The organism is Azospirillum sp. B4 (assembly GCF_000333275.1).
GTDB lineage: Bacteria > Pseudomonadota > Alphaproteobacteria > Azospirillales > Azospirillaceae > Nitrospirillum.
This window is the reverse complement of sequence record NZ_BACU01000575.1, coordinates 19,814-34,095: the sequence shown is the minus strand read 5'-3', so window position 1 is coordinate 34,095 and position 14,282 is coordinate 19,814. Positions and strand designations below refer to the sequence as shown.

15 protein-coding genes are annotated in these 14,282 nt (G+C 67.5%); 8 read left to right on the top strand and 7 right to left on the bottom strand.

Annotation, left to right across the window (positions count from 1 at the left end; all coding sequences use genetic code 11):
* Positions 1 to 122 precede the first annotated feature (122 nt).
* Together ubiB and I55_RS25905 are read left to right on the top strand one after the other, a co-directional pair.
* The gene (gene ubiB / locus I55_RS25910; RefSeq protein ID WP_044563605.1) at positions 123 to 1,661 is read left to right on the top strand and encodes a 2-polyprenylphenol 6-hydroxylase; all 1,539 of its coding nucleotides are present in this window, start codon (positions 123 to 125) and stop codon (positions 1,659 to 1,661) included.
* A 157-nt stretch (positions 1,662 to 1,818) separates the two neighbouring features.
* Positions 1,819 to 2,823: an aspartate-semialdehyde dehydrogenase gene (locus tag I55_RS25905; RefSeq protein WP_044563604.1), complete on the top strand. Its 1,005-nt coding sequence runs from the start codon at positions 1,819 to 1,821 to the stop codon at positions 2,821 to 2,823.
* A 43-nt stretch (positions 2,824 to 2,866) separates the two neighbouring features.
* Here the strand turns inward: I55_RS25905 and I55_RS25900 are convergent, their stop codons facing one another.
* A complete protein-coding gene (locus I55_RS25900; RefSeq protein ID WP_044563603.1) occupies positions 2,867 to 3,169 on the bottom strand; it encodes a hypothetical protein in 303 nt (100 codons plus the stop codon).
* Positions 3,170 to 3,393: 224 nt separating this feature from the next.
* Between I55_RS25900 and I55_RS25895 the strand changes: the two genes are divergently transcribed.
* From I55_RS25895 to I55_RS25870, 6 genes are all read left to right on the top strand, one after another.
* The gene (locus I55_RS25895) at positions 3,394 to 3,690 is read left to right on the top strand and encodes a hypothetical protein (RefSeq protein WP_148293959.1); all 297 of its coding nucleotides are present in this window, start codon (positions 3,394 to 3,396) and stop codon (positions 3,688 to 3,690) included.
* A gap of 30 nt (positions 3,691 to 3,720) precedes the next feature.
* Entirely contained in the window at positions 3,721 to 4,443 is a 723-nt protein-coding gene (locus tag I55_RS25890; RefSeq protein ID WP_159107274.1) for an alpha/beta fold hydrolase, read from the top strand.
* Positions 4,444 to 4,466: 23 nt separating this feature from the next.
* Entirely contained in the window at positions 4,467 to 6,677 is a 2,211-nt protein-coding gene (locus I55_RS25885) for a TonB-dependent receptor (protein ID WP_044563600.1), read from the top strand.
* An 87-nt stretch (positions 6,678 to 6,764) separates the two neighbouring features.
* Positions 6,765 to 8,063 carry an MFS transporter gene (locus tag I55_RS25880; protein ID WP_199902726.1) on the top strand — a complete coding sequence of 433 codons (1,299 nt, stop codon included), beginning with the start codon at positions 6,765 to 6,767 and terminating at the stop codon, positions 8,061 to 8,063.
* Between the two features lie 71 nt (positions 8,064 to 8,134).
* Entirely contained in the window at positions 8,135 to 8,386 is a 252-nt protein-coding gene (locus I55_RS25875) for an AbrB/MazE/SpoVT family DNA-binding domain-containing protein (protein ID WP_044563614.1), read from the top strand.
* On the top strand, positions 8,383 to 8,799 hold the full coding sequence (locus I55_RS25870) for a type II toxin-antitoxin system VapC family toxin (protein ID WP_044563599.1): 417 nt from the start codon (positions 8,383 to 8,385) through the stop codon (positions 8,797 to 8,799). The genes I55_RS25875 and I55_RS25870 overlap by 4 nt, the downstream gene beginning before the upstream one ends.
* Here I55_RS25870 and I55_RS25865 read toward each other — a convergent pair whose 3' ends face one another.
* The 6 genes from I55_RS25865 to I55_RS35070 all read right to left on the bottom strand — a co-directional run bounded on the left by I55_RS25865 (position 8,800) and on the right by I55_RS35070 (position 14,258).
* Positions 8,800 to 10,263, bottom strand: coding sequence for an APC family permease (locus I55_RS25865; protein ID WP_049974504.1), 1,464 nt, complete (start codon positions 10,261 to 10,263; stop codon positions 8,800 to 8,802).
* Positions 10,264 to 10,384: 121 nt separating this feature from the next.
* Positions 10,385 to 11,065 (bottom strand): GntR family transcriptional regulator, encoded by a 681-nt coding sequence (locus tag I55_RS33505; RefSeq protein ID WP_049974503.1) that lies wholly within the window; start codon positions 11,063 to 11,065, stop codon positions 10,385 to 10,387.
* Positions 11,066 to 11,110: 45 nt separating this feature from the next.
* Positions 11,111 to 12,625, bottom strand: coding sequence for a histidine ammonia-lyase (hutH, locus tag I55_RS25855; RefSeq protein WP_044563597.1), 1,515 nt, complete (start codon positions 12,623 to 12,625; stop codon positions 11,111 to 11,113).
* A gap of 45 nt (positions 12,626 to 12,670) precedes the next feature.
* A complete protein-coding gene (gene hutG / locus I55_RS25850; protein WP_044563596.1) occupies positions 12,671 to 13,480 on the bottom strand; it encodes an N-formylglutamate deformylase in 810 nt (269 codons plus the stop codon).
* Positions 13,477 to 13,689 (bottom strand): hypothetical protein, encoded by a 213-nt coding sequence (locus tag I55_RS25845; protein ID WP_044563595.1) that lies wholly within the window; start codon positions 13,687 to 13,689, stop codon positions 13,477 to 13,479. Before I55_RS25845 ends, hutG begins: the two co-directional genes overlap by 4 nt.
* A 170-nt stretch (positions 13,690 to 13,859) precedes the next feature.
* Positions 13,860 to 14,258: a helix-turn-helix domain-containing protein gene (locus I55_RS35070; protein ID WP_083901442.1), complete on the bottom strand. Its 399-nt coding sequence runs from the start codon at positions 14,256 to 14,258 to the stop codon at positions 13,860 to 13,862.
* Between the last annotated feature and the right edge of the window lie 24 nt (positions 14,259 to 14,282).

Here is a 14,282-nt window from a genome sequence, read left to right as displayed (position 1 = left end):
CGCCGTTTCCCCGAGCGCGATGCGCTGTGCCGCCGGCTGGAGGCCGTGGGCTTCAGCCACGCCCGCGCCCGGCCGCTGACGGGTGGGGTGGCCGCCATCCATTCCGCCTGGCGCGTCTGACCATGCTTCGCATCCTGCGCAACCTGCGCCGCCTGTACATCATCGGGCGCACGCTGGGCCGGCATGGCGCCCTGTTCCCGGAGGAGTTCCGCGACGTGGCGCCGGGCGTGGCCATGCTGTTGCGCTGCATGAACAACAACCGGGCGCCGGGTCGCAAGGGCCAGCGCCTGGCCGCCGCCATCCAGGAGCTGGGCCCCAGCTTCATCAAGCTGGGCCAGGCCCTGTCCACCCGGTCCGACCTGGTGGGCGACGCCGTGGCCGAAGACCTGGCCCTGCTGCGCGACCGGCTGCCGCCCTTCCCCACATCCCAGGCCGTGGCCATCATCGAGGAACAGCTGGGCCGGCCGCTGGGCGAGATTTTCCAGAGTTTCGAGCCCGAGTCCGTGGCCGCCGCCAGCATCGCCCAGGTGCACTTCGCCGTGACGGCGGAGGGCAAGGAGGTGGCGGTGAAGGTGCTGCGCCCCGGCGTGGAGCTGGCCTTCCGCCGCGACATCGACCTGATGTACTGGCTGGCCGGCCTGGCGGTGCGCGTCCTGCCCCGGCTGAAGCGGCTGAAGCCGGTGGAGGTGGTGGAGACCTTCGCCGAGACCGTGCGCATGGAGATGGACCTGCGCATGGAGGCCAGCGCCGCATCCGAGCTGGCCGACAACTTCAAGGGCGACATCACCTTCAACATCCCCAAGGTGGACTGGGACCGCACCAGCCAGCGGGTGCTGACCCTGGACCGCATCCACGGCATCCCCGTGGACCAGGTGGACGCCATCCGGGCGGCGGGCTTCGACCCCGACGACGTGCTGCGCCAGGCTGCCAATTCCTTCTTCAACCAGGTGTTCCGCGACGGCTTCTTCCATGCCGACCTGCACCCGGGGAACATGTTCGTGAACATGTCCGGCCACCTGGCGCCGGTGGACTTCGGCATTATGGGCCGGCTGGACCGGCAGACGCGGCTGTATCTGGCCGACATGCTGCTGGGCTTCCTGAACCGTGACTACCGCCTGGTGGCCGACGTGCATTTCGATGCCGGCTACGTGCCCGCCCACCAGTCGCGCGAGCTGTTCATGCAGGCGGCCCGCGCCATCGGCGAACAGGTGCACAACAAGCCCATGCACGACATCTCGGTCGGCCGGCTGCTGGCCCAGCTGTTCGCCGTGACCGAGCAGTTCGAGATGGAGACCCAGCCCCAGCTGCTGCTGCTGCAGAAAAGCATGCTGACGGCGGAGGGCGTGGGCCGCGCCCTGAACCCCCGCCTGAACATGTGGGAAGTGGCCCGCCCCCTGATCGAGGAATGGATGCGGGAGAACCGGGGGCCGGAGGCACGACTGGCGGAGGCCGTGCGCAATATCAGCGCCACCGCGTCCAAGCTGCCCCTGCTGCTGCGTCATGCCGACCGGCTGGCGGAGCATCTGGACAAGGGCGGCCTGCCCATCGACCCGCGCAGCATCGACGACCTGGCCACCCGCCTGGGGCGTGGCCGGGGCGGCTGGCAATGGGCCGCCATCATCGCCTTGACCGTGGCGGTTGTTGTCCTCGCCCTGCGCTGACGGGGCCCTTCATCTTCCCGCTAATAATCTTTCTTAGGTTGCGACCCGAGACAGGGCAGCCCTGCGAGTCGTCCGCTTGACGAGGGTACGAAACGAACAAGAGGATGGCGCCTCTCGTTCCATATGTTTCACCCTTCCGTTTTGAGGATCTAAGGTCATGGCCTTGCCCGTCGTTGCCATCGTCGGCGCCACCGGCGCCGTTGGCGTCGAGCTGCTTGAGTGCCTGGAGCAGCGTGATTTCCCCCTGTCCGAGCTGCGCCTGCTGGCGTCGCCCCGGTCGGCCGGCAAGACCATGACCTTCAAGGGTAAGGAGATCACCGTCCAGGCCCTGGACGAGAACAGCTTCGCGGGCGTGGACATCGCCCTGTTCTCCGCCGGCGGCTCCATTTCCAAGGTCTATGGCCCCATCGCCGTCAAGGCGGGCGCCGTGGTGGTGGACAACTCCAGCGCCTTCCGCCAGGACCCCGCCGTCCCCTTGGTGGTGCCGGAGGTGAACCCGGAGGCGGTGAAGGGCCATAAGGGCATCATCGCCAACCCCAACTGCTCCACCATCATCGCGCTGGTGCCGCTGTGGCCGCTGCACGCCAAGAACCGCATCACGCGCTTCATCGCCGCGACCTACCAGGCGGCGTCCGGCGCCGGTGCCGCCGCCATGGAGGAACTGCGGGAGGGCACGCGGGCCTATCTGGAGGGCAAGCCCTTCACCCCCACCGTGCTGCCCCACCCCTACGCCTTCAACCTCTTCAGCCATAACGCCAAGGTCGACCCGGCCAACGGCTACAATGAGGAAGAGATGAAGATGGTGAAGGAGACGTGGAAGATCTTCGGCGACGCCGACATCCGCATCTCCGCCACCTGCGTGCGCGTGCCCGTACTGCGCGCCCATTCCGAGGCGCTGACCGTGGAGTTCGAGCGGCCGATCACCCCGGCGGAGGTCAAGGACATCCTGGCCACGGCGCCGGGCGTGCGCATCGTCGACGATTGGGAGAAGAACTATTTCCCCATGCCGGTGGACGCCTCCGGCCAGGGCGACATCCTGGTGGGCCGTGTCCGCCAGGACATCAGCGACCCCAGCGGCCGCTCCATCCAGCTGTTCGTCGCCGGCGACCAGCTGCTGAAGGGCGCCGCCCTGAACGCCGTGCAGATCGCTGAGCTGCTGTAAGTAGCATCGTCCCCGCCGGGGCCTTCGGGCCCTGGCGGGAGCCTTACAGACAGTCACCCTGGGCGCAGTGTGCCATGAAGACGGCGGCCCCCATCACGGGATAAAGAACGACGGGTGCGGTGAGCAGTAGCCACCAGCGCCGCTGCCAACGGATGGCGCAGATCACCGAGATCACCCAGGCCACGACTGCCAGCCAGAAGAACATTGCGAACCGACCGAAGGCGACCTCCAGCCACCCGTACTCGACGCTAAACCTCCATACCGGCAAAGCCGCCGTGATGGCGACGGCCAGGATGGTCAGGCAATCACCGGCGTTTTCCCTACTAAGCATGCCTGTTGTCTGCATAAGCGGCATCCTCGTGAAACGCACGTCGGGGCAACGTAGCAGAGAATGGCCGCGCTACCGGAAGCGAGGTGTAGTCCTTTCGCATTAACTTGGACAGCCACGCCATCTCCCGATGGGAAAATCGGCCGCAGGCCCAACTTTACGGTCGCGGAAAAGCCTCATTTGGTCGCAATATCCTGGTTGTCCGGGGTCGTTCCCGGGCGAACCCCAACCAGGGACCTCGCATGCATCCGCATGAGGCGACCGGAGCCCCCAATCCGGAACCCGGCATGGCCGCCGCCGTCTTGGCAGCCACCCCCAGCACCCTTGATACCCCGCCGCCCCGTTTCTCCGCCCCCGCCCGCCAGATCCTGGACGCGGTCACGCGCTTCCGGAAGATGGGTTGCCGCAACGTCAGCCTGACCCTGACCCGGTCCACGGACACCATCCTGGACGTGCAGGCCATGCTGACCCTGGCGGGGCTGGCCAGCGACGTGCAGCCGGCCGGTGGCGGCTGTTCCCGCCTGGTGCTGCGCAGCTAGGGGCGCTTCCCCGGCGCCCTGAACCATCACTTGCCGGGCGGTGTTGCCCCGTGCCAGCTTCCCCGACACCACAGGGATGGGGAAACGGATGGCGGCTCACCGGCGGCGCGGCCCACGGTGCGGGCCCTGGCGGATGCCCTGCGCGCCCTGCTGGATGAACTGGATGTGCGGGGCGCCCTGCTGGTCGGCTGGTCCATGGGGGCCATGGTCGCCTGGCGCACCCTGTTGGATGGCGCTGACGGCCGCGTGGCCGGCCTGGTGGTGGTGGATATGAGCCCGCGCCTGTGCAACGACGCCGGCTGGCCCTGGGGCCTGCGTGGTGCCGTGCAGGCACGCGGCCCCCAGGCGGTCCGGATGCTGGCCACGGACTGGGCGGCCTTCGCCCCCCGCATCGCCCGGCGCATTTTCGCCGCCGGCAGCCTCCGGGCGGACCTGCGCCGCTGGGTGGAGGAACAGGTCGCCGCCTGCGACGCCGACGCCATGGCGGCACTGTGGCTGGACCTGTTGGCCCAGGATTTCCGGGCCGAGTTGCCGGCCCTGCGCCTGCCGACGCTGATCGTGCGCGGGGCCCTGAGCCAGCTCTACCCCGCCGGCACGGCCGGGTGGCTGGCGGCCACCCTGCCCCACGCGCGGCAGGTGTCCTTCGCCGCCTCCGGCCATGCCCCGCATCTGGAGGAGCCGGCGCGCTTCAACGAGATCATCACCGGCTTCGCCGCCGGCCTGCCCACCCGGGTGGGAAACGGCGGTCAATAATGAACGGACGGGAGGGTAAGGGAATGAGCAAGGCTGCACGCTGGGTGTTGGGTGTCACGGTCGCGGGTCTGGTTCTGGGGGATGCGGCATGGGCGCAGCAGGCGGCCACAGCCGATGCCACGGCCGCCGATGGCGACGTGCTGCAGGAGGTGGTGGTGACGGCCCGCCGCCGGGCCGAAAACCTGAAGGACGTACCGGTGGCCGTCAGCGCCTTCTCCGCCGAGCAGCTTCAGGCCCAGGGCTCCGTCAACCTGACGGACCTGGAGTACAAGTCGCCCAACACCACGGTACAGGTGGCGCGCGGCTCCAACAGCACCCTGATCGCCTTCATCCGCGGCGTGGGCCAGCAGGACCCGCTGTGGGGGTTCGAGCCTGGCGTGGGCCTCTATGTCGATGACGTCTATGTCGCCCGCCCGCAGGGCGCCGTGCTGGACATCTACGACGTCAACCGCATCGAGGTGCTGCGCGGCCCCCAGGGCACGCTGTACGGCCGCAACACCATCGGCGGCGCCATCAAGTACGTGACCCGCGACCTGGGCGACCAGCCCACCGCCAACGCGCGGGTGGAGATCGGCAGCTATAACGAGCACAACGTCGTGCTGTCCGGCAGCACGCCGCTCAGCGAGAAGTTCGCTATCGGCGGCGCCGTCGCGATCTATCGGCACGACGGCTACGGCCACAACCTCTATACCGGCGCCGACCAGTACAACAAGGACGTGGTGGCCGGCCGCATCAGCGCGGAATTCAAGCCCACCGAGAAATTCACCATCAAGGTGGCGGCCGACCAGACCAACGACATGTCCAACGCCAAGAGCGGCCATCGCGAGACGGCGACGCCCACCGGCACCCCGCCGCTGGCCAGCGACTACGACACCATGGCCGGCGTGGGCGACCACAACTTCGTGACCAACCGGGGCCTGTCGCTGACGGCGGAATGGGCGGTGTCGGACCAGTGGACCCTGAAGGCCATCAGCGCCTATCGCGACGGCTACACCCAGACCAACATCGATTTCGACAACCTGCCCCAGCCCTACCTGGACGTGCCGGCCTGGTACAAGGACCACCAGTTCAGCCAGGAGGTCCAGGCCGTCTATACCGGAGAGCGGCTGCAGGGCGTGGCCGGCATCTACTATATGGACGCCACCGCCGCCGGCGCCTTCGACACCGACGTGCAGAACCTGGGCCTCAGCATTCTGACCTCCGGCACGGTGAAGACGCAGAGCATCGCCGGCTTCACCGACCTCAGCTACGACATCACCGACGACCTGAAGATCTCGCTGGGCGCCCGCTACACCAACGACGACAAGACGGGCAGCGTCTTCCGCGCCTATTACCTGGGCATCCGCAGCCCCATGTTCGGCGGCAAGCAGCAGGCGCCCTTCTCCATCCGCACCAACTACACCAACGACCGCAGCTTCGGCGAATTCACGCCCCGCGCCAGCGTCAGCTACAAGCTGACGCCCGACATCACCGGCTATGCCTCCTATTCCAAGGGCTTCAAGTCCGGCGGCTTCGACATGCGCGGCGACGCCGTGCTGACCCCGGACACGATCAAGGGCTACAACCCCGAGACGGTCGACAGCTATGAGGTGGGATTGAAGGGCGATTATTTCGACCGCCGCCTGACCCTGAACATGGCGGGTTTCTACTCCAACTACACCGGCCAGCAGGTGACCACCCAGGTGCCCACCAGCACCGGCATCGCCAGCTTCGTCGACAACGTCGGGTCCAGCCACATCTACGGCCTGGAACTGGAAGCCGTCGCCAAGCTGACCCGCCAGCTGACGGCGCAGGCCAACGTCGGCTACACCCTGGCGCAGTTCGACAAGTTCCTGTCCTATGACCTGACCAGCAAGCAGTACGTGGACGTAGCCAACCTGCGCGGCTTCCAGAACACGCCGAAATGGACCACGGGCTTCACCCTGTCCTATCTGCTGCCCTTTGATGACAAGAGCACGCTGAACTCCGCCGCCACCGTATCCTACCGCAGCTTCACCCAGCTGTACGACACGGCCAGCATCCTGGACCAGCCGGGATATACCCTGGTTGATCTGAACTTCGTCTGGACCTCGGCCGACGACCACTGGCAGGTGGGTCTGCACGCCAAGAACCTGACGGACGAGCGCTACCGCATCGGCGGCTATCCCTTCGGCGGCGCCACCTACGCCAACTCCTTCGCCGCGTACTACGGGGCGCCGCGCACCGTCACCGGCACGGTTGGCCTGCACTTCTAGATCGGGCATCAACGGCGGCGCCGCTTGGGGGCATGCACCTCAAGGGCGCCACCGGGCTTTCATGGTAGAGAAGGCGATACAACAGTCATGAGCGAGACCACCGTGGAACAGACCGCCGCCGCCCATCCCACCCCCCTGGTCCGGCCGGGATACCGCGTCCTGGTGATGGCGGCGCTGTTCGTGGTCTACACCCTGAACTTCGTGGACCGGCAGATCCTCAGCATCCTGGCCCTGCCCATCAAGACGGAGCTGGGGCTGAGCGACACCCAGCTGGGCTGGCTGGGCGGACCGGCCTTCGCCCTGTTCTACACCTTCCTCGCCATCCCCATCGCCCGCCTTGCCGACCGCCTGAACCGGGTGCGCATCATGGCGGTGTCGCTGGCGCTGTGGAGCGGCTTCACCGCCCTGACCGGGCAGGTCAGCCTGTTCTGGCAGCTGTTCCTCTGCCGCATGGGCGTGGGCGTGGGGGAGGCTGGCGGCGTCGCCCCCGCCTATTCCCTGATCAGCGACTATTTCCCCAAGCACCAGCGCGCCCGCGCCCTGGCCGTCTATTCCTTCGGCATCCCCTTCGGCAGCGCCCTGGGCATCCTGTTGGGTGGCTATATCGCCACGGCGGTCAACTGGCGCCTGGCCTTCACCGTCTGCGGCGTCGCCGGCCTGGTGATGGTGCCCCTGTTCCTGTTGGCGGTGCGGGAACCGGTGCGCGGCGCCTTCGACGCGGTGAAGGGGGCGGCCGAGCCCGTGCCGTTGACGGCCGTCCTGACCATCCTGCGCACCAAGCCATCCTTCTGGCTGCTCTCCGCCGGTGCCGCCTCCTGCTCCGTCCTGGGCTACGGCCTGGCGTTCTGGATGCCGTCCTTCCTGGCCCGCATGCACGGCATGAAGCTGGCGGACGTGTCGCTGCTGCTGGGCGCGGGCAGCCTGGTGGCCGGCACGCTGGGCATCTGGCGGGGCGGCGTCCTGGCCGACCGGCTGGGCGGCCGCGCCAAGGCGGCCTACCCCCTGGTGCCGGCCATCGCCTTCCTGATCGCGGTGCCGCTTTACGCCCTGGGCTTCATCGCCGACACGCTGTGGCTGGTGGCGGCGCTGTGCACCCTGCCGTTGGCCCTGGGCCTTGCCTGGCTGGGCCCCATCATCGCCGCCGTGCAGCACGTGGTGCCGCCGGCCATGCGGGCCACGGCGTCCGCCATCTTCCTGTTCGTCAACAATCTGGTGGGCATCGGCTTCGGCATTTTCTTCTTCGGCCGCCTGTCCGACTTCCTGGCCCCCCGCTTCGGCACGGAAGCCCTGCGCTACTCCATGCTGATCGGCCTCAGCTTCTACCTGCTGAGCGCCCTGTTCTTCTTCCTGGCCAGCCGCCGGCTGGACCAGGATTGGGAGGGGTGAGGTCGCTGGGTTGCGAGTAAGGATCTAAAGCCTTACTATAGGGGAAGTTTCCCAGATGAGGGATGCATCCCATGTCCATCGAACTGACGGTAACGGCCAAGGGCCAGGTCACTTTGCGGCAGGAAGTCCTGGCGCATTTGGGCATAGGGCCTGGCGACAAGGTCGTGGTTGATCTGCTGCCGGACGGCCGGGTCCAGGTCCATGCCAAACCGGGCCTAGCCATAACGGAGCTGTTCGGTGCACTGAAACGACCCGGCCAGCCCGTACTCACCATCGAAGAGATGAATGAAGCGATCGCCGCCGGCTGGGCTGGCGAGCGATGAAGATCACCATCGACACCAATATTCTCGTCCGCGTCTTCATTGATGATGACCCCGAACAGGCGACGCTGGCGCGGGCCCTGTTGGTCAAAGCGACACGGATCGTCATTCCCTTGCCCACAGTCTGTGAGGCGGTATGGGTATTACGACGTGTGTATCGCCTCTCCATGTCCGACATATCGGATCAGTTGGAACGCCTGCTTCTTGTCGAAACAATCGTCATCGACAGGCCGGCGCTGATAGCGGGCATCGCATTTTTACGTGCCGGGGGTGACTTCGCCGATGGGGTCATCGCGACAGACGGACGTGACAAGGGTGGTGAAGTGTTTGTTTCGTTTGATCGTGGCGCCGTAAATCGCTGGCGGCGTATGGGCGGGAACGCTGCCGAACCGGCCCTCATGCTTTCCGCCGGCTGATCACTCCGCCATCTGCGCCAGCCGCTGGCGGGCGGAATTGCGCATGCCGTAGGCGAAATAGATCGCGAGGCCCAGCACGCTCCAGGCACCGAAGCGGATCCAGTTGCTGAGGCCCAGGGAAACCATCAGCGCCACGCAGATCACGGCGCCAATGACGGCCACCGCCGGCAGGTAGGGCACACGGAAGGGGCGCGGGCGGTGCGGGTCGCGCACGCGCAGAACCAGGGTGGCGACGCAGACCAGGGCGAAGGCCATCAGCGTGCCCAGGGACACCAGGTCGCCCAGCACGTCCAAGGGGGCGATGCCGCCGATGATGGCCGCCACCACCGTCACCCACAGCGTCGCCTGCCATGGCACGTGGTGCTCGGGGTTGACCGAGGCGAAGGACGGCGGCATCAGGCCGTCACGCGCCATGGCGTAGAAAATACGGATCTGGCCGTAATTGCAGATCAGGATGGCGGAGCCCAGGCCCAGGATGGCGGCCAGGTTGATGATCATGCCCAGCCAGGCCAGGGCTGGCCCGGCATGATGGATGGCAATGAAGATGGCCTCGGGCGCGTCCAGCATGGTGTAAGGCGCCAGACCGGTCATGACCAGGCCCACCACCACGTACAGGGTCACGCAGACAGCCAGGCCGCCGAGGATGCCGCGCGGCACCGTGCGCTGGGGGGAGCGCGCCTCCTGCGCCGCGGTGGAGACGGCGTCGAAACCGATATAGGCGAAGAACAGGGTGCCGGCGGCGCGGAACACGCCGGACCAGCCGAAGGCGCCCTCACCCGTGTTCTCGGGAATGAAGGGATGCCAGTTGGCGGTATCAACGTAGAAGATGCCCACCACCGCGAACAGCACCATGGCGCCGACCTTGATGGCGACGGAGATGTTGTTGAAGCGGGCCGTTTCCTTGATGCCCAGGCTGAGGATCACGCCGCACAGGGCGATGATGAACACGGCCGGCCCGTTGATGAGGGCCCCGGTCCATTCGAAGCCCTTCTCATCGGAGTAGGACAAGGGGGCCGATGCCAGGTTGGTGGGCAGGTGCACCCCCCATTGCCCGAGGAAGGCGTTGAGATAGCCGGAAAAGCCCACGGCCACGGCCGACCCGCTGATCATGTATTCCAGCACCAGGTTCCAGCCGACCAGCCAGGCCACGATCTCACCCAGCGTGGCGTAGGTGTAGCTGTAGGCGCTGCCCGCGACGGGGATGACGGTGGCCAGTTCGGCGAAGCACAGCCCGGCGAACAGGCAGGCCAGGGCGGCGAAGGCGAAGGAGATGGCGACGGCCGGGCCGGCATGGGTGGCGGCCTGCGATCCGGTCATGACGAAGATGCCGGCCCCCACCGTGCACCCCACGCCCGCCAGGATCAGGTCCAGCGTGCCCAGGCCGCGCGTCAGCTTCGCGGCCCCATGCTTTCCCTCACCGGCCGCGATCAGCGCATCGACCGGCTTCACCGTGAACAACCCCATGCCCGACCCTTTCCCCATTCATGGCGTAGGCGCGTCAGGGGCCCTGCCATATCCGTTATCCCCGTCCTAACACGTTCTGGCGGCCCCGTCCCCATTCCGGACCCAGGGCCATATCAAATTTTTAATCGACCCCATCCTCATCCGGCGACGGGTACTGGCGCAGCACCGCCTCGATGACGAAAGCCTGGCCAGTGTAGACGTGCTCATACAGCAATTGCGCCGCCTTCTCGCCCTCGCCGGCGATCAGGGCGGCCAGCACCGGCTGGCTGCCGGCGCGGTAGGCTTCCGCCCCTTCGGACTGGGGGATGCCCATGTACAGGGGGCGCTGCCCGCGTTCGTACAGGTTTTGCAGGATTTGTTGCAGGCGCGGGTTACCCGACGCCTCGGCGATGGTCTCGTGGAAGTCCTGGTCGGCCTCCAGGATCTTGCGGTGCTGGTCGGGATCGTCCGCTTCCACGGTGATGGTGGTGGCCCGCACCAGCCGGCGGACATGCGCCGCGGTCAGCCGCCCCGCCGCCAGCCGCGCGGCCATAGGCTCCAGGGCCAGGCGGACCTGGAAGCAGTGCATGATGTCTTCCGGCGTGATGGGCGCCACGGTGAAGCCGCTGCGCGCCCGCGCCGCCATCAGCCCCTCCTGGCATAGGCGGGCCAGCGCGGTGCGGACGGGCGCCTTGCCGAAGCCCAGCCGCTCGGCCAGCAGGGCCTCGCTGACCCGCTGCCCGGGTGTCAGACGGCAGAGCATGATGTCGGCGCGCAAGGCCTGGTAGGCCCGTTCGCTCAGGCGTTCCTCCGTGGTGGTCAAGGCCCGCTTTCCTCCCGCTTCCGCCGCCCGTCCCGGCCCCTCTTACTAGAACTCCAGCCCCGCGCCCAGATCTCCCTTCACCACCAAGGCCTTGGCGGCGGCGATGTCGGGGGCGAAGTAGCGGTCCTGGTCGTAGGCCGGCACCACGGCGCGCAGCTTGGCGCGGGCCGCCTCCAGCGGTTCCGACGTCCTCAGCGGCAGGTGGAATTCCAGGCCCTGGATGGCGGCCAGCGCCTCGATGCCAACGATGCCGGCGGCGTTGTCGGCCATCTCGATCAGGCGGCGGGCCGCCCAGGTGGCCATGGAGACGTGGTCCTCCTGGTTGGCCGAGGTAGGGATGCTGTCGACCGAGGCGGGATGGGCCAGGCCCTTGTTCTCACTGGCCAGTGCCGCCGCCGTGACGTGGGCGATCATGAAGCCGGAGTTGATGCCGCCATCCTTCACCAGGAAGGCCGGCAGGCCACCGTTGTGGTGCGGGTCCACCAGCATGGCGATGCGCCGTTCCGACAGGTTGCCGATCTCCGCCAGGGCCAGTGCGATCTGGTCGGCGGCGAAGGCCACCGGTTCGGCGTGGAAGTTGCCGCCGGACAGGATGTCGCCGGTGTCGGGGAAAACCAAGGGGTTGTCGGTGACGGCGTTGGCCTCGATCAGCAGGGTGCCGGCCGCCATGCGCAACTGGTCCAGACAGGCACCCATCACCTGCGGCTGGCAGCGCAGGCAATAGGGGTCCTGCACCCGCTCGCACTCCAGGTGGCTGGCGCGGACGGCGCTGCCGTCCAGCAGCCGGCGGTAGGTCGCCGCCGTGTCGATCTGCCCCTTCTGGCCACGCAGGGCGTGGATGCGGGCGTCGAACGGCGTGTCGGACCCGCGCGCCGCGTCCACCGACAGGGCGCCGGTGGTCAAGGCCGCCTGGAACACCCGCTCCGTCGCGAACAGGCCATTCAGCGCCAGGGCGGTGGACACCTGGGTGCCGTTGAGCAAGGCCAAGCCTTCCTTGGGGCCCAGTTCCATGGGTTCCAGCCCCGCGCGCCTGATGCCCTCGGTGGCGGGCAGGATCTGGCCATCGACGCGAACCTCCCCCACACCCAGCAGCGGCGCCACCAGGTGGGCCAGCGGCGCCAGGTCGCCCGAGGCACCGACGGAGCCCTTGGACGGGATGCAGGAATAGACACCGTGGTTGGCCAGGGCCACCAGCGCCTGGATGACGCTGCCACGCACGCCGGAGAAGCCGCGCGCCAGGCTGGAGATCTTGAGCACCAGGATCAGGCGGACGATGGCGTCGTCCAGCAGCGGGCCGGTGCCAACGGCATGGCTCAGCACCAAATTGCGCTGCAGCTGCGACAGCTGGTCGTTGCCGATGCGGGTCTTGGCCAACAGGCCGAAGCCGGTGTTGATGCCATAGGCGGTGTCGCCAGCGGCCATGACGGCGGAAACCGTGGCGGCCGACTTCTCCGCCTGGGTCAGGGTGGCGTCGTCCACCACCAGGTGGACGGGACCGGCCAGGGTGGCCCGCAGGTCGGCCAGGGTCAGGTGGCCGGGAACCAGGGTGAAGGTATGCATGACACGGGAACTCCCGAACGAAATCAATAGTCTATAAAACCACCTTCAAGCGATGGCGTAATGGCGGGCCGCCTGGGACAGAAAGGTTTCGATCATCCGGCGCAGCGCCGGACGCAGCTGGGCGCAGCGCAATGGGTCCAGCGCCGGCACCAGGCCAGGAGCCAAATGGGTATCCTGCGACAGCTCCAGTTGCAGGGCGTGGACATGCTCCGCCGGCCGGCCATAGTGGCGGGTGATGTGCCCGCCCTTGAAGCGGCCGTTCAGCACGGCGCTGTAATCGCTGGCCCTCGCCACCTGGAAGACGGCATCGGCGATGGGGCCCTCGCACGCCGCACCAGCGTTGCTGCCCAGGTTCAGGTCCGGCAGGCGGCCATCGAACAGGCGCGGCACCTCGGCGGCGATGGAATGGGCATCCCACAGTAGGGCATAGCCGTGCCGGGCCTTGATCCGCTCCAGCTCAGCCGCCAGCTGGGCATGGTAGGGCCGCCAGTAGGCGCCCACCCGCTCCCCCTTTTCCACCGCGTCCGGCCCCTGCCCCGGCAGGTACAGCGGCGTACCATCGAACATCACCTCCGGGACCAGGGCGGTGCCCGCCTGGCCGGGGTAGAGGTTGGCATCATCCGCCGGGCGGTTGAGGTCCACGACATAGCGGCTGTAGCCAGCCACCAGGATGGAAGCGCCGACGCCGTCCGCGAAGTCATACAGCGCGTCCACATGCCAGTCGGTGTCGGCCAGGCCATGGGCCTCCGGCACCAGGCGGGCGGCGATCCGGTCCGGAACCCGGATGCCGACATGGGGGAAGGAGATCAGCAGCGGCGCCATCCCTTCGCGGAAGGTGAAGATGGGCTCCGTCATTTGCGCACCACGGGCAGGTCCAGGCCAGGGCGCCCGGTGTCCGGCACAACCAGGGCGCCGCCCTGGAAGGACATGTGACCTGTCAGAATTCCCGCGCCATTCTCCTCCTGCGGCTGGACGGCGGGCAGCGGAGCCCGATCAACCAAAAGCGTATGCGCAGCAGCGCGTGCCTGCGGGCGTGGGCTTTCCATTGACATGGCCATTGACATGCCTCTTTCCTGCATCGCCAGCCGGATTGGCGCGATATGCCGCCATCCTAGCGGCGCGCTGGCGGGTCGTAAAGCCCCGTCACACTATCTGACCTGTCAGAACGTCACCCAGAGAGGTTCCACAACAGCAGGTCATTCAGCGGCCCTGGCGCATACTTAACCATTACGGCTCACATTGAACTGCGTTCTTGAGGCGGACTGATATCGATAAGGCGGGCGATCTCCTTGCTGCTCAGGCCAGCCGCGACATAGCGCACCACCTCCGCCCCATACGGCGCCAAGACGTCCCAGGCCAGCGGTGGCGGCGGCACCTGCGGAGCGGTGGCACCCTGGGCGTAGGCGATCAGTTGGGCGGTCGAGGTCAGCCCGGCCTTGCGCATGATGTTGGGGCGGTGCTTGCGGATGGTCAGTTCCGAAGCACCCAGCGTGGCAGCGATCTGCCAACTGGTCAGATCTCGTCTGGTCAGGTTCAGGACTTGGCGCTCTCGGGTTCTGTTAGCGCAACCGCATCGCACAATCTTTGCGACGATCCATTCGCCATCTGCGGCCTTTTGGCGATGGTGGCACACTCACACACGTTTTTCGCTGAACCG

Bases quoted from the DNA above. Each gene is read 5' to 3' on its own strand.
- ubiB (WP_044563605.1), top strand. From the start codon at position 123: ATGCTTCGCATCCTGCGCAACCTGCGCCGCCTGTACATCATCGGGCGC.
- I55_RS25905 (WP_044563604.1), top strand. From the start codon at position 1,819: ATGGCCTTGCCCGTCGTTGCCATCGTCGGCGCCACCGGCGCCGTTGGC.
- I55_RS25900 (WP_044563603.1), bottom strand. From the start codon at position 3,169: ATGCAGACAACAGGCATGCTTAGTAGGGAAAACGCCGGTGATTGCCTG.
- I55_RS25895 (WP_148293959.1), top strand. From the start codon at position 3,394: ATGCATCCGCATGAGGCGACCGGAGCCCCCAATCCGGAACCCGGCATG.
- I55_RS25885 (WP_044563600.1), top strand. From the start codon at position 4,467: ATGAGCAAGGCTGCACGCTGGGTGTTGGGTGTCACGGTCGCGGGTCTG.
- I55_RS25880 (WP_199902726.1), top strand. From the start codon at position 6,765: ATGAGCGAGACCACCGTGGAACAGACCGCCGCCGCCCATCCCACCCCC.
- I55_RS25875 (WP_044563614.1), top strand. From the start codon at position 8,135: ATGTCCATCGAACTGACGGTAACGGCCAAGGGCCAGGTCACTTTGCGG.
- I55_RS25870 (WP_044563599.1), top strand. From the start codon at position 8,383: ATGAAGATCACCATCGACACCAATATTCTCGTCCGCGTCTTCATTGAT.
- I55_RS25865 (WP_049974504.1), bottom strand. From the start codon at position 10,263: ATGGGGTTGTTCACGGTGAAGCCGGTCGATGCGCTGATCGCGGCCGGT.
- hutH (WP_044563597.1), bottom strand. From the start codon at position 12,625: ATGCATACCTTCACCCTGGTTCCCGGCCACCTGACCCTGGCCGACCTG.
- hutG (WP_044563596.1), bottom strand. From the start codon at position 13,480: ATGACGGAGCCCATCTTCACCTTCCGCGAAGGGATGGCGCCGCTGCTG.
- I55_RS25845 (WP_044563595.1), bottom strand. From the start codon at position 13,689: ATGTCAATGGCCATGTCAATGGAAAGCCCACGCCCGCAGGCACGCGCT.